Source organism: Thermoactinomyces sp. FSL K6-2592 (genome assembly GCF_038006465.1).
Taxonomy (GTDB): Bacteria; Bacillota; Bacilli; order Thermoactinomycetales; family Thermoactinomycetaceae; genus Thermoactinomyces; species Thermoactinomyces vulgaris.
The window spans coordinates 371,930-388,728 of sequence record NZ_JBBOVH010000001.1 but is presented as its reverse complement, the minus strand read 5'-3'; the positions used below and the strand labels follow the sequence as shown (position 1 = coordinate 388,728).

Here is a 16,799-nt window from a genome sequence, read left to right as displayed (position 1 = left end):
TGCTCTGAAACGATGATCCACCCCGGATGGAGCGGCTCAATCTTTCCTTCCCACCGGCACAAAATAGGAAAGGTTTCCGGTGATTTTCCGATCCACCCTCGCGATCACGGCCGAAGGCTTTCCGCCAATCAAAAAAGACCCCCACAACAATTCCCCCTGATAAGCTCCCTTGAGGGTTTCCACTTCCACTTTTTGCAGGGACACCAATTGTTGATAAATCATGGGTTGATCCCAATAGGCATCCTGGTTGTCCCGGACAATCAAATTCCCGTTTTGGTCATACAAAGAAACGGCGCCGCCCTCCCGGCCGAAGAATGGCTTTTTCACATAAGCCGCATGGCCTTTAAAATTGTTTTCCAAGTAGGTGGGCAACATGTACGTTGCGATCACATCACGTTCTTCTTCATTAAAAAAAGTATTTGTTTCATATAAGTTCCAAATCAGTGCCTGTAAAGCTTTGGTTTGCGATAAAAGAGCAGAGGGGGGATTAATGGAAACCAGCTTTTGACCGGCCATGAGGGAAAGGAGATGCGCCCCGGTCGGATAACCATCCTCATCCGTGTCTTCGGCCATGATTTCAATGGCATGCAAACGATATAAAACGTCCACCGGTCCATAGCCGGCATGATCCTGCTTGGCATACAACCGGTCTCCCCGGACGGCCAATGCCGACAACGGGACAAAACGGGCGCAAAGGCCTGATTTCTCCATTAAATACCGGGTCGTCCCGGCATCTTCTTCATGCCAGTCCAACGCGCTGAAGCAGATGTGATCGGTTCGGAAGCCTCGTTTCTGGTATGCCTCCACCACGTTTTGAAAGGCATCGGTCAAATCTTGCTCCATGCCTTCATTCGGATCTTGATATCCCATCGCTTTCGTAACCCGCCCGTTGACATAAAAAGCTTCCACAATGCCTGTGGGGGTGTCACTGTTAAATTCCAGCATTTTCAATCCTTGCGGGGTATAGGCAAAGTCAAAACGACCAATCACCGTTGGCCAGTCAAGCAGAAAAGGTTGCCGGACGGCTCTTCGGGCTGCTTCGGGAATTCCCAACTCCTCCAACAACCGGTCATCGGCCTGCTGTAAAACCTTGACCGTGCGTTCATAGATTTTCCCCAAACACGCGGTCGCTTGTTGAATTTCATGATGAAGCGCCGGGTCCAAAGGGTAAACCGAAGCGAGGGCATATTCCTGACCGTACATGACGTCCCAGGTAAACACCTTTTCTTCTCTCAGCAGATGGTAAATCTGTTCCCTGCGCTTGGCATAATTTAAATCTTTCAAAATTTATCCTCCTGAACCACGGATTTTTCCAATTCCTGATTTGTAACTGCTGCCCGTTTTTTTGTAACCGGATGAAACCAGCGATTTTTCTTTGATATAATACATTTTCTTCCCGTTGATCACCACGTAACTGTCCGGATCCACCCGGCTTTGGTCATCATCGCATAACAGATCATGATTCTGGTCGCGGCAAAATTCCCAGTCATTCTTGTCATCGCATCCCGACAGCGGGACGGACAGCATGGCCAGGGTAAACAACCCCACCAGATGGCGGCTCTTTTTCATCCGTTTCCTCCTCCTTCCTTTAAAACGGGAACAGCATAGATCACATAAACATACCGGTTTTCATCCACTTCCGTTGATGTCGTTTTCCACCATTGCCCGTCAATGTAGTGCAGGCTGCTGAGCAAACGGAGCAAAGCATCTTGTGCATGATGAAATTGATAACAATGAACCACAGGATAACCGGACCACCGTGCATCAAAATGGCGCACTTCCATGCGGATTCCTTGCCAGGTCGGGCTGAAACGGAGGCGGTCGTCAAGCACTTTTTCTTCTTCGCTTCGTTTTACATAAATCTTGTGCACGGGCGGGTCCGCCTGGATGTGAACACATTCAAACACGTCTTTCCCCCTGACAAAATAGTCACACGCAAAACGCATCATCACTTCTTCCTTGGAAACAGACGGATACTCATACAAGACGGAAATCTCCTCTCCGTCTTCCATCAAATGATATTCCAGCTTCTCCATATTTACCCTCAATTCCAAATAATAATCAACTCAACAAAAATATAGTTCTATAATATGAAAGGGTTTTCCCTTCTTTGTCATGAAGAAAGAAGCAGATTGATAACATCTGCTTCTTTTCCTTGTCATCAGGAGGCGTTGGGAACCTCTTTTTTCGCTTTTTTCAGTTTCAACCAGCGTCCGCATAACAGAACAAACGCGGTCATGACGAGATAGAAAACATATTGCAACCATTCCGCTCCTTGGAAAAAGGGACGGATGAACTTGTCATCTGCAATCATTTTTGCCGATGTAAAGGCCAAAACTCCCGATCCGATGTAAATAATCGACGGATACTTTTCCAACAGCTTAAGGAACAAGGTACTGCCCCAAACAATGATGGGAACGCTGATCAACAATCCGATAATCACCAGCATGAAGCTTGCGTGAGCAGCGCCGGCCACGGCGAGGACGTTATCCAAGCCCATCAGGGTGTCGGCGATCACAATCGTGCGGATCGCGGACATCACACTGCTGGCCGCTTCGACATCTTCATCGCCTTTCTCTTCAATCAGCAATTTCATGGCAATCCAGATCAAAAGCAACCCGCCGATCAACAAAAGCCCCGGAACCTTTAACAACCAGACCACCGCCAGCGTACAAAGGATCCGCATCACAACGGCACCGACAGTCCCCCAAAAAATCACTTGTTTTTGCTTGTTTTTCGGTAAATTGCGGGCGGAAAGCCCGATAACAATGGCATTATCTCCTGCCAAAACCAAATCAATGATCACAATGGAAAGTAAAGCGGTGAGAAACTCAACTGACAAGAAGTCCAAATTCTTTCCCTCCATTTGTTATTGGATTCAGGGGATTACAAAAAATGGCAAGACCTTTGCATGACAAATCACGCAAAGGTCTTGCCAACAACATAAAAATGTTGCAACAAAGCCGGGGATAAACCCGTAATGACGACTTTGTTGTAAATAGCTACTCCCCTTAATCAAAGAACAAAAAATGATTCAATTATTCAGTTCATACAAACATTATATAAAAATTTGTTCCTCCGTCAATAATTTTTCTGCCAGTTCATAAATATTTTACAGTAGCTCATTTTTTCACCTCTTGATCATGATAAGAATAAACCGCCAGATAAATCACACCCTTATCCTCCGTGTGCTCGTCCGCCCATTGGTAATCCCAACCAATCACGCTGACCAGACGATCACTCTTTTGCAATTGGTCCAACAATGAAGCAAACTCTTTTTGATTGGCCTTTACTTCCAACTGAACCCAAGAAGGAACCAATTCCGGGCGCACCACCATCCCCAATTGTTGCATGAGCTCTTCTTCACTGACCGGTCGGGCCTCACTTTGCTCCGCAGTGTCCTGACGTGCAATTTGGTGAAGATCTGCTAAGCTTTCCAGCTTCAAAAAATCGGCACCGGACGATTTGACGGCCCGCTCAATATCGACAACATAGCCCGGATCCCGCCGGTTCAGCGGAATTCTTTCCTCCAGCCGTCTCAACTCCATATGGGTTAACACAGACGGGGGTTGGTAATCAGGCGCCAGGTATTTTTGATGCCTTTCAATGTTTTGGGCCAGGGATTCCCTCTCCCTTTCCAGCCATTTTTGTTTTAAAACCAAGGGATGCACCAGATAAAAATAGAGGGTCAGGATGAGCAAGAATCCAGCCGCCAGGGTCATGATTAAGAACTTTCCGGACTTCCATCGCCGGATCTTGACTGGTTTTCGGATGATTCTTCCACTCCTTTCTCTCTTTTTAAATCCAGCCGGAAATGCACCAATACCTGATTGGCGTTTTTTTCATAAACTTCATTCATGCAGCGGTCTCCGACACACTCGATCCATGCTTCCTGATACAAATCCGGCTTTTTTTCAACCAGTTCCTGAAGAAATTTCGTCGCTTCCGGAATCGAAGAAAAATAGGCCCAACCTTCCAATTGATTTCCTATTCCTTGCAGGCGAAACAAGTCCGTGCCGCGGGGTATCATTTGATGCACTTGATAGGCCGCTTCTTTCCAACGCTGTTGACTTGCCTCCACTTTTTGGATCGTTTTTTCATAATCCATGGCTGGTTGCTGACTCTCATAAATTTTCTCTTCGTTTTTTTTAAGCTGAATGGCCTGATTCAACTGTTTTCGCTTTTGGGCCACTTCCGCTTCCAAAGCCGACACGCGTTCACCGGCAACCTTCTTGGCATATAGAATGCCCACCCCCAAACCTGAAAGCAAAAGCAAAATCCCGGACAAAAAACTGTAAAAAAACCGTTTGTATATCGGCTGTGGCGGCAAAAAATTCATGGTCCCATTCCTTCCTTCTCATCCACCGTCAGACCGATCGGGATCGACAAAGCATTTCCGAGCCATTTCGATGCGCGGTCACGCAACGGTTCGGGCATGATGATCTCTGCCGGAGGGGCAAGTTTGACAGACGCCTCCAAATGTTGCTGAAGCCAGTTTTCCAACAAATAAAAATCCAATCCTTCCCCGGACAAAAACCATTCCGCTCTGGAGCTTTTCAACCATTTTCTCTCCTTGTTCGAAACTTTTTCAAAAATTTGTTCCATCAACCTTTTCCCGTATCTCTCCACCTCTTGTTTCTCTTTCAACAAGGGATGGAGCGGATCGGGATGCGGACGGTCCTCATGTTCTGCAAACGAAGCCATCGGCAGATGAAGATGATAAACCCGTTCCAGTTTTCGATCGATAAAATGGCTGACCTCCACATCCTGTTTGGAGATTTGAATCATCAGGGTATGGGGCGTCTGAAAGCTCCGGTGATAATGGATCCATCGGTACAAACCGAAAGGAGCCAGATCAATATGAACCGGATCCAATCCGCAATATTGAAAACACCGGACAAAAGAGTCAATGTATGACTGAGAAATCAACGCCAGAAAAACCTCTTGCTGGTCCCCGTCTTCCCAGACATGATCCAGCAAACGGAAATCAAACACCGGATCGGAAAAAGGCAGGTCCAACACGGGAATCAAATATTTTTCAATCCATCTCCGGTATTTTCTTTTGCGCATTTCCGGCAACATCACCCGTTTAAACAAAACATGACGACAATGGATGCTGACATGCACCCGTTTTGTATTGAGTCTTCTCCCCAACAAGGCCTCCTGGATGGTTTGGATCAATTCCTCCCGATCCAAAAACGTGCCCGATTCCGCCCACACACTGGGCAACGGATGGACCACATATTGGAGAAGCTCCATGTTCTTCCTCTTTTTCTTCACTTCAACCAATTTGAAAAAAGAAGAGGATAATTCAACACCAACATGTATAGCCATAACCGGTTCTCCTTTGCAAAATCATCCTGACGACACCACACGGATCAACGGCTGGTTATCACTTTTTACCAACATCATAACATTTATTATTTTAATTTTTAATTCGCATAATCCTTTTACTTTGACATAAAATCAAATCCCTGTCAAAATTCGCTCCACGCAAAAAAAAACCCCGGTTTCTTTCATTTCAGAAACCGGGGGTTTTCATCCGGGTCAACCATCAGCCAAAATGGCTACCAAAAGTGCTTTTTGCGCATGAAGACGATTTTCCGCCTGATCAAAAACCACGGATTGCGGTCCCTCCAAAACTTCTCCGGTCACTTCCAGTCCGCGGTAAGCAGGCAGGCAATGCATAAAGATGGCATCGGGTTTCGCTTTTTCCATCAGCGAAGCATTCACTTGATAAGAAGCAAACGTTTTGTTTCGTTCTTCTTTTTCTTCTTCTTGTCCCATGCTCGCCCAGACATCTGTGTAAACCACATCGGCCCCTTGCACGGAAACGGCCGGATCATAATGGAAAGTGAGAGAGGCTCCCGTTTGTCCGGCGATTTGCTCCGAGTATTCCCAAACAGCGGGATCCGGTTCATAACCCGGCGGCGTTGCAACATGCAAATCGATGCCGGTGAGCGCCGAAGCCTGGATCAGAGAGTGAAGGACATTGTTACCATCCCCGACATAAGTCAATTTCACTCCTTTTAACGATCCCTTCTTTTCCAATATGGTCAACAAATCGGCCAGCGCCTGGCAGGGATGGGCCTGATCGGAAAGCCCGTTAATGACCGGAATGGTTGCGGCATCGGCCAGGCGCTCGATTCTTGCATGTTCATGGGTGCGGATCAAAATCGCATCCACAAACCGCGAAAGAACACCTGCCGTGTCCTCCATGCTTTCTCCCCTGCCCAACTGCATCTCATCGTTCCGGAGCAAGACCGTGTATCCCCCTAACTCCTTCATCCCGACTTCAAAAGAGACACGGGTCCGGGTGGACGGCTTTTCAAACAGCATCGCCAGGCTTTTTCCTTTCAGCGGCTGACAGTGTTCTCCCTTGTTCCGCAGTGATTTGAGTTTGAGGGCTGATTGAAGCAAAGCTTCAATTTCATGCGGCTCCCAGTCGATCAATGTTAAAAAACTCTTCCCTTTTTTCCCTGCTAATAACGGCGTTTCCAAAGTCTCTTTCACTATCGCCCCTCCTCACATGCCGATTTTTGTTTGTGACAAGGTTTGGTGCAAAACGGAGGCCGCCTGGTCTATTTCTTCTTCACTTACAATTAAAGGCGGCAACAGGCGCACAACCTTTTCGCCGGCAGGAAGCACAACCAGTCCGTTTTCCAACAGCTGACGGATGAACGGGGCAGCCGGTTCATCCAGCTCAATGCCGACCATCAATCCTTTTTGGCGGATTTCCCGGACAGCAGGAAGGGATCGGATCAAACCGTCCAGCTTCTTCTTTAAATACTCCGCTTTTTCCCTTACCTGTTCCAACAATCCGGTTTGTTCGATTTCGGTCAAAACCGCATCACAAACGGCCATGGCCAACGGATTACCTCCAAATGTCGTCCCGTGTGTGCCGGGGCCCAACACCGGTTTCAAGCGGGAATCCGCCACAACAGCCCCGACCGGATACCCGTTTCCCAACCCTTTGGCAACGGAGATTGCATCCGGCTTGATGCCATATGCCTGATAGGCAAACCATTCACCCGTCCTTCCGACTCCGGTCTGCACTTCATCGATCATCAGCAAAATCTCTTTTTCTTTACACCAATCCGCCAATTCCCGGACAAACGCCGGATCAGCCGGCCGGACCCCGCCTTCCCCCTGCACCAGTTCCAAGAAAACACCCGTGGTGGTTGTCCGGGTTGCTCCTTTCACCGCCTCCATGTCTCCATAGGGGACCGTGCGGAATCCGGGAGGCAAAGGGTCAAATCCCGTTTTAACTTTCTCTTGCCCCGTGGCCGTCAAAGTGGCCAGTGTACGGCCGTGAAAAGAGCCGGTGAATGTGATGATTTCAGGCTCATGGATGATCTTTGCGTCTTTCGCCCATTTCCGGGCCAATTTGATTAATGCTTCATTCGCTTCCGCCCCGCTGTTACAAAAGAAGACGGCATCCAACCCGGTGATTTGGCACAACTTTTCCGCCACTTTTTCCTGCAACGGCTGTTCAAACAGGTTGGACACATGCCAAACCGCCCGGGCTTGCGCCATGAGTGCTTCCAACACGCGGGGATGTTTATGACCCAAATTGGTCACCCCGATGCCGGAACCAAAATCCAGATACCGTTTTCCCTGTGCATCGGTCAACACCGCCTTTTCGCCGTCCACAAAATGAACGGGGTGGCGCTTATATGTTGGAAACAGAGACACGTTCGCTCACCTCTTTCTTCATCAGGCATGTTCCCGGGGAATCCGGTCTTTTTTCATCCGTGTCGCGACCTTTTTCTCCGTTGATAATCCACACTTTCTCCACCCCGCCGTTCAAGCAACGGACCGCGGACCGGACTTTCGGGATCATACCGCCAGTGATCTGCCCATCTGAAATCAATTGCTCCACCATTTCCGGTGTCGCATGGCGCAACAGCTTTTTTTCATTTCCTTCCTTTATGAAAATTCCGTCCACATCGCTGACCATGACCAATTGTCTCGCTCCCATCCCTTGTGCAACCAAAGCGGCCGCTTCATCGGCATTGACATTAAACGCTTGCCCTTTTTCCCCGATTCCGAGGGATGAAAGGACAGGAACCCAGCCAGTCTCCAACATCTGATGAAGCACTTTCCGGTTCAGTCCGGTCACTTCCCCGACAAAACCCAGTTTTTCGTCTTTGGGTTTCACCGTGATCAAATTCAGATCGATTCCGCTTATGCCAAGCGCCGGAATCCCTTCTTGGAGCAAACGCGAAACGAGCTGTTTGTTCACTTGGCCGGCCAACACCATTTGCACGATATCCAGCGTTCCTTCATCCGTGACCCGTCTCCCCTCGATAAACACCGGTTTTTGGCCCAGTTTGTTCATCCAGTTTGAAACAAAAGGACCGCCGCCGTGCACGATCACATACGGAATGTTTTCTTTTGACAACTCCCTCAACTTCCGGAAAAAATCCGGGTGAAGCCGTTTCAGCACGCTTCCCCCCAATTTGAACACAATCATTGGAGACTTTCTGTTCCTCCTTTGTTTATGTCCGGTAGCTTGCATTGATGCGGACATATTCATAGGTCAAATCACATCCCCAGGCAACGGCTTCCTCCATTCCGTCGCCCAGATCCAACCGGATCTCCACGACATCCTGTTTTAACACTTGCTCCGCCAGCTCTTCACGAAAGTCTGAAGCCATCCCTTTTTTCACCACCTGAACCGGTCCCAGCCAGATATCCATGTTTTCCGGATTTAACGAAGGATCGGCATAACCGGCTGCGCAGATGACCCGGCCCCAATTGGCATCCTCCCCGAAAACAGCGGTTTTCACCAGGTTGGATCCCACCACGGATTTGGCCACCTTCCGTGCTGCTTCCTTCGACGGGGCTCCTTCAACCCGGACCTGAATCAAGCGGGTGGCTCCTTCGCCGTCGCGGGCAATCATTTTGGACAATGCCCCGCAAACGTATTGGAATGCGGCTTGAAACCGTGCCCATTCCGGATGCTGACGGGTAAGGGGCCGGTGACCGGCATATCCGCTTGCCATCACCAACACCATGTCATTGGTGCTGGTATCGCCATCCACCGTGATCATGTTGAAGGTTTCATCGGTGGTTTGCCAAAGCAATCTCTGCAAATGATCCGGCCCGATTTTGGCATCGGTGGTAATAAAAGAAAGCATGGTCGCCATATTGGGATGAATCATGCCGGAACCTTTGGCCACTCCCGCAATGGTTACCGGCTTCCCGTCAATTTCCAAGGTGACGGCAATTTCTTTGGTGCATGTATCCGTCGTCAGGATCGCTTCAGCAAATGCAGCAGGTTGGTTGTCCGTCTCCGTCACCAATCGTTTTAAGCCGGCCGCGACCCGGTCCATGGGCAAATACTCGCCAATCACGCCCGTGGAAGCCACGGCGACCAAATGCGAAGGAATATTTAATAAAGAAGCGGCTTGATCCCGCATTTTTCTTGCATCTTCCAATCCCCGTTCCCCCGTGCATGCATTGGCAATGGCACTGTTGACCACAATCGCTTGCAACTTGCTTTCCACGCCCATGCTTTCCTGCGTCACTTTGATCGGCGGCGCCTGAAAGGCATTCACGGTATAAACCGCCGCCGCCGAAGCTGGCACTTCGCACTGAATCATCCCCAAATCCTTCCGTTTTCTTTTCAATCCGGCATGGATTCCCTTGGCTGAAAACCCTGCGGGCAATGCAATGGAAGGATTTTCAACGATTTGAAACCAATCCGTTCCGGTGATCATGTCGTCTCCCCCCGTTTAAGGATAAAGCGGATCCATATCAAGTCCGGCAGTGACCGGATAGCCCATGCGAATGTTGGCATTTTGCACGGCTTGTCCCGCTGCTCCTTTCATTAAGTTATCAATCGCCGCCAAGATGATGAATCTCCCTGTCCGTTCATCCACTTGAACCCCGATATCACAAAAGTTGCTTCCTTGTACTGCTTTGGTTTCGGGCCATTTGTCTTTTAACACACGAACAAACGGTTCCGAAGCATAAGTTTCCTCATAAAGTTGCAAAAGGTCCGCCTTTGTATATTTATTCAGTGGCTGCGCATAGATCGTGACCAATATCCCCCGGTTCATCGGAACCAGATGGGGAACAAATTGAACCCGGACATCCGAACCGGTAAGACTGCTTGCCACCTGCTCGATTTCGGGAATGTGTTGATGATGACTGATTTTATAAGGACGAAGATTTTCGTTGATTTCGCTGAACAAGTTTTGCTGCCTGGCAGCCCGTCCGGCACCGGTGACACCTGATTTGGCATCAATAATGACCGAAGCCGGATCCAGGCACTTTTCCTTTAAAAGCGGCAAAAGCGCAAGCAACGTGGCCGTCGGATAACAACCCGGATTACTGATGAGTTGCGCCGTTTTCAACTCCTCGGAAAACCATTCACTCAACCCGTAAACTGCCATGTCCAGATATTTGCGGTCCGCCGCCGGCTTTTGGTACCACGTTTCATACCGGCCGGGATCCCTCAGCCTGAAATCCCCGGACAAATCAACCACAATCTTTCCTTCTTCCACAAACAAAGACGCGTACTCCTTACTGACGCCCGGCGGGGTGGCAAAAAAAATAAGATCCGCCGAGTCACAAATTTGTTTCACATCCAGATCCCAAAACGTTTCCGTCAATTGGGGCATATGCGGAAAAGAACGGTTTAACGGCCGCCCGGCTTGGGAAGAGGAAACATAAGAAGCAATTTGAAATTCCGGATGACGCTGAAGAATTCGCAACAACTCCATGCCACCATAGCCCGTGGAACCGATCACTGAAACTCTCAAAGAATCTCACACCTTCATTTTGGATATGTATTATTATACATTTAATATAATATTTATTCAACCGTATTTCAGGAGAAACAAAAAAAGCCAAGCAGATCGCTTGGCTTTTGAACGTGCGGATTATGGCTGCCCAATCAACCAGTCAGCCAATTTTTCCCGCTGATCCTGGGGGATGTGCGATTGAGCAGGCATGCTTCCTTTTCCATTCTCCAAAACCTGAAGAATTTCATCTTTATTCATTTTCTCGCTGATCTTTTGCAAACTCGGCCCCATGGCCCCTTGCCGGTTTCCGCCATGACAAGAAGAACAGTTGTTCATATAAACCGTTTGGGGATCCGAAGCTGTTGTCGTCCCGTTTTGATTTTGCGAAGTGTTCGGATTTCCACCGGAGTTACATCCGGCCAAGAGCAACAGTCCGCAAAGCGCTCCGAAAAACCAACCTGTTCTTTTCATGGTATCACTCCTACTTGTTCTTTTTGGAAAACAGACTTTTCCCTGCATAATGTTTGGCCCGGGAGGGCGTTTTCTTTTGGTCTTGTTCCTCTTCCTCTTGATTATGGCCGGGTGCTTGCGAGCCGAGTAAGCTGGCTTTCGGGTGTTCCCCCGAATCTTTCGTTGATTCCCCGCTTTTTTCCGGCTTTAACAAACTTCTTTTGTACAAACGGCGGTTTGTTTTTTTATCCAATGCTTCCTGTTGCTTTTCGTCTGTCGCCTTCTCTTCGTCTCCACGGTTCTTTTCCGGTTTTTGTGTCTTCTTGTTTAATGTCAATTTGTGGCCGGACACCTCTTCCGGCTTAGATTTCAACAAACTTTGTTTGCCGTTGACATTCGGTTGTTCTGCTTTCTTCTCTGACGCCATGGAAGCGGCACCATCGTTTTTGGAATGAATCTTTTCTTCGGATGCAGCCGGTTTTGCCTTCGCATTGACGCGCTTCTTCTCGTCAGGTCGGCTGGTGTTGGATTGGATACCGGGTTTGGTGTTGGCTTTTCTTTTTTGTAACTCCTCGGGACTCCGCACAATGATTTCTTTGTCTTCATCCGGATGTGCTTCCGTCGGCCGTTCACGATGGATGCGGGGCTTTTGTTTTCTTTTTTGCCTTTCCCGCTTAAATCGTTCCATGGAAATCTGCACATCTTCGCTGGACATGTTTCCATCCGGAAACATTCTTTCGATTTCTTCCACTTCTTTTTTTCTTTTTTTCGAAACGATAATGCTGATGACCAATATAATGACAATCAATGCAACAACAAAAACGGTTCCCCATAAGACGGGATTTTCCATGATCATATCCATAAGACGACCTCCTCTTTTCTCTGCTCCCCCAACATGACTATGTAATGAGAAGGCCGGCTTTGTTTGCCGGCCCGCCAATGTTTATTTTCCTTTAAACCGGGGCTCTCTTTTTTCAAGAAAAGCATCCATGCCTTCCACACGGTCTTCGGTGGCGAAGGACAAACCAAAGTACGCGGCTTCCATTTGCAAGCCGGATCGGAGATCTGCTTCTGCTCCCTGATTGATCGCTTTTTTCACAAAACGGACGGCCAGCGGAGCCTTTTTGGCCAATAATTGAGCCAACTCTTTTGCTTTGGGTAACAATTGGTCGGAAGGGAACACTTGATAAACAATTCCCAACCGCCGGGCTTCCTCAGCGGAAATCATCTCCCCGGTCATGCAAAGGTATTTGGCAGCTTGCTTGCCGATCAAACGGGCCAAGCGCTGCGTTCCTCCGTAACCGGGGATGACACCCAGGTTGACTTCGGGTTGCCCGAATTTCGCATTTTCCGATGCAAGGATCATATCCCCGCTGAGTGCCAATTCCAAACCTCCGCCCAAGGCAAATCCATTGACGGCCATGATCACCGGGATGTTCAATTCTTCAATCCGGTTGAACAAGGCCTGTCCTCTTTTGGCTTTGGCTTCAGCCTGATCCGGCCGGGAGATCTCGCGCAGCTCTTTGATGTCGGCCCCCGCAACAAAAGCTTTTCCCCCTGCTCCCGTAATCACCAATGCCCGGACGTCTTCCGATTGTTCAATGGATGCAACCGCTTCTTCCAATTCGTTTAACAGATCCTGATTCAGCGCATTTAAAACTTTTTCCCGCGAAATCGTCAGAACCGCCGTATTCCCCTCAAACTCCACGTTTAAATATTTCCAGTCGGACATTTTCCGCCCTCCCTGGTTTTTGATTTTTTCTCTAGGATTTTTGATTTAACTGCTGACGTAAATACGCTTCGATAAACGAATCGATTTCCCCGTCCATCACGGCTTGCACGTTGCCTACTTCCACTTGCGTCCGATGGTCTTTCACCATACTGTAAGGATGGAATACATAAGAACGGATCTGATTTCCCCATCCGATCTCGCTCTGTTCCCCTTTTAGCGACTGCAATTCTTTTTGTTGCTCTTCCAATTGCCGCTCGTACAAGCGGGCTTTTAAAATTTTCATCGCCCGGTCGCGGTTTTTGATTTGAGAGCGTTCCGACTGGCAAGTGACCACAATGCCGGTTGGGATATGGGTGATCCGGACGGCTGAATCCGTCGTATTCACATGCTGGCCCCCGGCGCCGCTGGAACGGTAGGTGTCAATTTTCAGGTCTTCCTGCCGGATTTCAATTTCGATATCATTGTCAATCTCCGGCATCACTTCAACCGATACAAACGAAGTGTGGCGGCGGCCGGAGGAATCAAAAGGCGAAATTCGCACCAAACGGTGAATGCCTTTTTCCGCCTTCAAATACCCGTAAGCATAATTTCCTTTGATCAGCAACGTCACACTTTTTATGCCGGCTTCATCCCCTGCGAGATAATCCAATGTTTCCACTTTGTATCCATGGTCTTCCGCCCAACGGGTATACATACGGAGCAGCATGTCCGCCCAATCTTGCGATTCGGTTCCGCCTGCCCCCGGGTGCAGTTGTAAAATCGCCGAGTTGCGGTCATACGGTTCACTGAGCATGACCGTCAGCTCGAAATTGTCGATCTCTTTTTGCAAGGAACGGATTCCGCTTTCCAATTCCTTCTCCATGGAAGGGTCTTCCCCTTCTTCTTGCAACAGTTCAAGCATCAATTTCTGTTCCTCAAAGGTTTCATCCAGCTCTTCCATCTTCTCGATCTGTTCTTTCAATTGTTTCATTTCACCGATCACTTTTTGGGCTGATTCCTGATCATCCCAAAAGTCAGGAAGAGACATCTCACTTTCCAGCTCTTTCAAACGCGATTTCTTCTGATCGAAGTCAAAGAGACCTCCTGATGTCCGCCAGTTTCCCGGCTGTATTTTCCAACGCTTGTTTCATTTCATGGATTTCCATACCTATCACCTCATGACATATCTTATTCCAAAAAAACGGATTGGAAAAGGGAAGGCTCAGGGTTCCCTGAGCTTCTTTCATTGAACCGAAACAGATTTTTCATTTTTTAAGCAACAGTTTTTGTATTTCTTTCCGCTGCCGCAAGGGCAGGGGTCATTCCGCCCCACTTTTTCGCTCCGGCGAACCGGTTGCTTCTTCGATACCGTCTCGCTCTGTTCCTGGCCGGAAACCGCCTTGGTGTTGACAGCGACTTCTTCCCGTTCAATTTCTTCTTTTTCGTCGATGACAGATTTCATCACGTAACGGACAACTTCCTCCTGTATTTCACTCACCATTTCCTCGAACATGGCAAAACCTTCAAATTGGTAAGCCCGGAGAGGATTGTCCTGTCCGTACGCACGCAAATGAATGCCTTGCCGCAATTGTTCCATTGCGTCAATGTGATCCATCCATTTCCGGTCAACCGTCCGCAAGGTCACGACTTTCGCAAATTCATTGAGCCGTTCTTCGCCCATTTCCTCCTTGCGCTCTTCATAATATCTTACGACTTCGTCATAAATATATTCGATCATTTCTTCCGGATCCAATTTTTCCAACTCATCGATGGAGATCCTTTCTTCCGGGAGCAGATTGGATTCGACGAAATCAACAATGGCATCCAAATCCCATTCTTCCTCCAGTTCATCGGCCGTATGGGCCTTAACCACTTTTTCGATGGTTGATTTGGCCATGCCGAGAACGACATCTTTTAAATCCTGGCTGGTTAAAACTTCACGGCGTTGTTTATAAATGATTTCCCGTTGCTGGTTCAACACATCGTCATATTGCAAAACCCACCGGCGCGCATCGAAGTTGTTCGCCTCCACTTTCCGCTGGGCATTGGCCACTGCTTTGGTAAACAATTTCCCCCGGATCGGTTCGTCATCGGGCAGTTTATTCAACATTCCTTCCAGATTTTCCGCTCCAAAACGGCGCATCAAATCGTCATTCAGGGACAGGAAGAACCGGGAAGAACCGGGATCGCCCTGACGTCCGGAACGTCCCCTGAGCTGGTTGTCAATCCGCCGGCTCTCATGGCGTTCCGTGCCGATCACATGCAAACCACCCAGCTCGGCAACACCTTCTCCCAAAACAATGTCGGTTCCGCGCCCGGCCATGTTGGTGGCAATGGTGACGGCTCCTTTTTGCCCGGCCTGTGCAATGATTTCTGCTTCCCGTTCATGGTTTTTCGCATTCAGCACTTGATGGGGAATCCCTTTTCGCTTCAACATCCGGGACAATCGCTCTGATTTTTCGATGGACACCGTTCCCACCAACACCGGCTGGCCTTTTTGGTGGCATTGTTCAATTTCCTCCACCACGGCCTTCATTTTCGCCTCTTCCGTTTTGTACAGCACATCAGAATAATCTTCCCGGATCATCGGACGGTTGGTCGGAATTTGCAAAACATCCATGTTATAGATTTTACGGAACTCTTCTTCTTCGGTTTTGGCCGTACCGGTCATTCCCGACAATTTTTCATACATCCGGAAATAGTTTTGCAAAGTGATGGTGGCCAGGGTCATGCTCTCCCGTTGAACTTGCAAACCTTCTTTGGCCTCAATCGCCTGGTGCAGGCCGTCACTGTAACGCCTTCCGTACATCAAGCGGCCGGTAAATTCATCCACGATGACCACGCCGTCTTCATTCACCACGTAATCTTCGTCCCGTTTCATGAGAACATGGGCTTTCAATGCTTGCTGAATGTGGTGGTTCAACATGATGTGCTTCATGTCATAAAGGTTGTCAATCCCGAGGAAGTTCTCCACTTTCTTCACGCCGTCTTCGGTTAACGTCACTTGCTTCGTTTTGATATCCACTGTAAAGTCTTCTTCCGGTTTCAGGCGGCGCACCACTTTGTCGGCCGCGTAATACAAATCGGTGGCCTTATTGGCTTGCCCGCTGATAATCAAAGGCGTTCTCGCTTCGTCGATCAAAATGCTGTCGACCTCGTCGATGATGGCATAATTCAGTTCCCGTTGCGTCAACTGCTCCGGATACATCACCATATTGTCCCGCAAATAATCAAATCCGAATTCATTGTTTGTCCCAAAAGTAATATCCGCCTGATAGGCGGCTCTCTTCTCTTCCGGTGACATGTGCGGCAGATTCAGCCCGACGGTGAGGCCCAAAAATTCAAACACCTGCCCCATCCATTCACGGTCCCGTTTGGCCAGGTAATCATTCACGGTGACAATATGAACGCCTTTTTCCGTCAAAGCATTCAAATAAGCAGGAAGCGTGGAGACGAGCGTTTTTCCTTCCCCGGTCTTCATCTCGGCAATATCGCCCTGATGAAGCACCATTCCACCGACCAACTGCACACGGAAATGACGCATGTTTAAGACACGGCGCGCGGCTTCGCGAACCACGGCAAACGCCTCCGGCAGGAGGTCGTCCAATGTTTCTCCTTCCTTGAGACGCCGTTTAAACTCATCCGTTTTCTCTCTCAATTGGGCATCGGTCAGTTTTTGCATATCCGGTTCCAAAGCATCAATCTGATCGGCAATCTGAAAAAACTTTTTCAGTTGCCTTTCCTGATTGTCAAACAGTTTGCGAAGGGTTTTTAACAACCTTCATCATCTCCTACCTTGAGCTGGATTAGATATTCGCCGAAATCCAAACAAATCCATATTGTATAGTTTAACAAATTTTTTCCCCTTTTTCATTTGGCTTTCA

The 16,799-nt window shown here is 48.6% G+C and carries 17 protein-coding genes; all 17 read right to left on the bottom strand.

Annotated elements, in window-relative coordinates:
- Positions 1–36: 36 nt before the first annotated feature.
- The 17 genes from NYE37_RS02055 to secA all read right to left on the bottom strand — a co-directional run bounded on the left by NYE37_RS02055 (position 37) and on the right by secA (position 16,693).
- A complete protein-coding gene (locus NYE37_RS02055) occupies positions 37–1,284 on the bottom strand; it encodes a glutathionylspermidine synthase family protein (protein WP_037997767.1) in 1,248 nt (415 codons plus the stop codon).
- Positions 1,285–1,287: 3 nt separating this feature from the next.
- On the bottom strand, positions 1,288–1,569 hold the full coding sequence (locus NYE37_RS02050; RefSeq protein WP_062843242.1) for a hypothetical protein: 282 nt from the start codon (positions 1,567–1,569) through the stop codon (positions 1,288–1,290).
- On the bottom strand, positions 1,566–2,036 hold the full coding sequence (locus NYE37_RS02045) for a hypothetical protein (RefSeq protein WP_037997763.1): 471 nt from the start codon (positions 2,034–2,036) through the stop codon (positions 1,566–1,568). Before NYE37_RS02045 ends, NYE37_RS02050 begins: the two co-directional genes overlap by 4 nt.
- A 125-nt stretch (positions 2,037–2,161) precedes the next feature.
- Positions 2,162–2,851 carry a TerC family protein gene (locus NYE37_RS02040; protein ID WP_198050891.1) on the bottom strand — a complete coding sequence of 230 codons (690 nt, stop codon included), beginning with the start codon at positions 2,849–2,851 and terminating at the stop codon, positions 2,162–2,164.
- 271 nt (positions 2,852–3,122) lie between these two features.
- Positions 3,123–3,722, bottom strand: coding sequence for a hypothetical protein (locus NYE37_RS02035; protein WP_037997758.1), 600 nt, complete (start codon positions 3,720–3,722; stop codon positions 3,123–3,125).
- A gap of 2 nt (positions 3,723–3,724) precedes the next feature.
- A complete protein-coding gene (locus tag NYE37_RS02030; RefSeq protein WP_037997757.1) occupies positions 3,725–4,339 on the bottom strand; it encodes a hypothetical protein in 615 nt (204 codons plus the stop codon).
- On the bottom strand, positions 4,336–5,334 hold the full coding sequence (gene pilM, locus NYE37_RS02025; protein WP_049720677.1) for a type IV pilus biogenesis protein PilM: 999 nt from the start codon (positions 5,332–5,334) through the stop codon (positions 4,336–4,338). Before pilM ends, NYE37_RS02030 begins: the two co-directional genes overlap by 4 nt.
- 213 nt (positions 5,335–5,547) lie before the next feature.
- Positions 5,548–6,513 (bottom strand): ornithine carbamoyltransferase, encoded by a 966-nt coding sequence (argF, locus tag NYE37_RS02020; RefSeq protein ID WP_082240779.1) that lies wholly within the window; start codon positions 6,511–6,513, stop codon positions 5,548–5,550.
- A 12-nt stretch (positions 6,514–6,525) separates the two neighbouring features.
- On the bottom strand, positions 6,526–7,695 hold the full coding sequence (locus tag NYE37_RS02015) for an acetylornithine transaminase (protein WP_340711731.1): 1,170 nt from the start codon (positions 7,693–7,695) through the stop codon (positions 6,526–6,528).
- Entirely contained in the window at positions 7,673–8,476 is an 804-nt protein-coding gene (argB, locus tag NYE37_RS02010; RefSeq protein ID WP_049720679.1) for an acetylglutamate kinase, read from the bottom strand. The genes NYE37_RS02015 and argB overlap by 23 nt, the downstream gene beginning before the upstream one ends.
- Before the next feature lie 25 nt (positions 8,477–8,501).
- The gene (gene argJ, locus NYE37_RS02005) at positions 8,502–9,725 is read right to left on the bottom strand and encodes a bifunctional glutamate N-acetyltransferase/amino-acid acetyltransferase ArgJ (RefSeq protein ID WP_049720680.1); all 1,224 of its coding nucleotides are present in this window, start codon (positions 9,723–9,725) and stop codon (positions 8,502–8,504) included.
- A 15-nt stretch (positions 9,726–9,740) separates the two neighbouring features.
- A complete protein-coding gene (gene argC, locus NYE37_RS02000) occupies positions 9,741–10,772 on the bottom strand; it encodes an N-acetyl-gamma-glutamyl-phosphate reductase (protein ID WP_037997711.1) in 1,032 nt (343 codons plus the stop codon).
- A 120-nt stretch (positions 10,773–10,892) separates the two neighbouring features.
- Positions 10,893–11,225: a c-type cytochrome gene (locus tag NYE37_RS01995; protein WP_037997709.1), complete on the bottom strand. Its 333-nt coding sequence runs from the start codon at positions 11,223–11,225 to the stop codon at positions 10,893–10,895.
- 10 nt (positions 11,226–11,235) lie between these two features.
- Positions 11,236–12,066, bottom strand: a complete 831-nt coding sequence (locus tag NYE37_RS01990) for a hypothetical protein (protein WP_049720681.1) — start codon at positions 12,064–12,066, stop codon at positions 11,236–11,238.
- A gap of 81 nt (positions 12,067–12,147) precedes the next feature.
- Complete coding sequence (locus NYE37_RS01985; RefSeq protein WP_049720682.1) at positions 12,148–12,936, bottom strand: enoyl-CoA hydratase/isomerase family protein; 789 nt, start codon at positions 12,934–12,936, stop codon at positions 12,148–12,150.
- 31 nt (positions 12,937–12,967) lie between these two features.
- Positions 12,968–14,081 (bottom strand): peptide chain release factor 2 gene (prfB, locus tag NYE37_RS01980; protein ID WP_121874281.1). Its coding sequence is split into 2 segments (ribosomal slippage): positions 12,968–14,008 and positions 14,010–14,081, totalling 1,113 coding nucleotides; the frame shifts between segments, so codons are not numbered across the junction.
- A 77-nt stretch (positions 14,082–14,158) separates the two neighbouring features.
- Complete coding sequence (gene secA, locus NYE37_RS01975) at positions 14,159–16,693, bottom strand: preprotein translocase subunit SecA (RefSeq protein WP_037997705.1); 2,535 nt, start codon at positions 16,691–16,693, stop codon at positions 14,159–14,161.
- Positions 16,694–16,799 lie beyond the last annotated feature (106 nt).